The sequence below is a fragment of the Exiguobacterium sp. UBA3968 genome, assembly GCF_002385115.1.
GTDB lineage: Bacteria > Bacillota > Bacilli > Exiguobacteriales > Exiguobacteriaceae > Exiguobacterium_A.
The window spans coordinates 1,864-3,348 of the sequence record NZ_DGCW01000006.1 but is presented as its reverse complement, the minus strand read 5'-3'; the positions used below and the strand labels follow the sequence as shown (position 1 = coordinate 3,348).

2 protein-coding genes are annotated in these 1,485 nt (G+C 46.7%); both read left to right on the top strand.

Features of this window, described 5'->3' with window-relative positions:
- On the top strand, positions 1-475 hold a 475-nt coding region (gene rnmV, locus B3S86_RS12670), incomplete at its 5' end, for a ribonuclease M5 (RefSeq protein ID WP_290753367.1).
- Entirely contained in the window at positions 472-1,350 is an 879-nt protein-coding gene (rsmA, locus tag B3S86_RS12665; RefSeq protein WP_035413227.1) for a 16S rRNA (adenine(1518)-N(6)/adenine(1519)-N(6))-dimethyltransferase RsmA, read from the top strand. The genes rnmV and rsmA, both read left to right, overlap by 4 nt.
- The last annotated feature ends 135 nt before the right edge of the window (positions 1,351-1,485 follow it).

The window sequence follows — 1,485 nt, the reverse complement described above, 5'->3', positions numbered from 1 at the left end:
AATTGAAACGAACGGTTCAGCCGTTAATGAACAGACGATGCAACGCATTGAGAAGGCCCTCGAACGACGCGGTGTCATCATTTTCACGGATCCTGATTTTCCAGGAGATCGTATCCGTGCCCGAATCAATGAACGTGTACCAGGCTGTAAACATGCCTATCTTCCGCGTGCTCAAGCAAAAGATAAGCGCGGTAAAATTGGTGTTGAACATGCCTCACCTGTCGCAATCGAAGAGGCGCTCGCTGCTGTCTATGAGACGGAAGAAGCACCGGTTGCCGAAGTGACACGTGAGATGATTTTGGCAGCTGATTTGATTGGTGGACCAGCAGCCTCGATCCGTCGTCGTCGTCTCGGTCAGATTCTTGCGATTGGTGAACCGAATGCAAAACAACTCGTCAAACGTGTCGCATCGATCCGGATCACGCTGGCGGAATGGGAAGCAGCGTTGAAACAACTAGAGGAGGAAGAAGTTTGAAAGACATTGCTACATTGCACCGGACGAAAGAAATTTTAGCGAAACATGGCTTTTCGTTTAAAAAATCGTTAGGGCAAAACTTTTTAATCGATTTAAATGTATTAGGAAACATCGTCGGAGCAGCTGGATTAACGCCTGAGAGTGGTGTACTCGAGATCGGACCAGGAATCGGCTCATTGACGGAACAATCGGCGAAACAGGCGAAAAAAGTCGTTGCTCTTGAAATCGATCAACGATTGTTACCGATTCTTGATGATACACTTGCACCATATCCCCATACGAAGGTCATTCACGGTGATGCTCTTGAACTCGATCTTTCGACGATCGTTGCTGAAGAGTTCACGCAAGAAGGCATCACCGACATTGCCGTCGTCGCGAACCTCCCGTATTATGTCACGACACCGATTATCATGCGGATCCTTGAAGCGAAAGCACCGTTTCGGACGCTCGTCATGATGATTCAAAAGGAAGTCGCTGAACGAATCGGTGCAAAACCAGGCACGAAAGCATATGGATCTTTATCGATCGCGATTCAATACTATGCGGAAGCTGAAGTCTGCTTCACGGTCCCAAAACAAGTCTTCATTCCAGCACCAAACGTCGATTCAGCAGTCATCCGCTTGAACATTCGAAAAGAGCCGGCGGTACAGACACAGGATGAGGCACTCTTCTTTGAAATCGTCCGAGCAAGTTTTGCCCAACGTCGGAAAACGATTTTAAACAACTTGACGACACACTTCGGGAAAACGGAAAAAGCAGCGGTCGAAGCGGCGTTGTTAGAAGCTGGGGTTGAACCACGTCGTCGCGGAGAAACGCTCAGCCTGCAGGAATTCGCACAGTTAGCAGATGCACTTTTGCCAATTAAAAAACGTTGACGGATACGATTAGAACAGATATAATATTTCCCCTTTCTAATATTTATTTAATATGCTATAATAAATATTAGTGAGGTGAAGCGTATGCCAAAGACGTTGAACGAAATCAGACATGTTTTCGAAACACATGTTGGT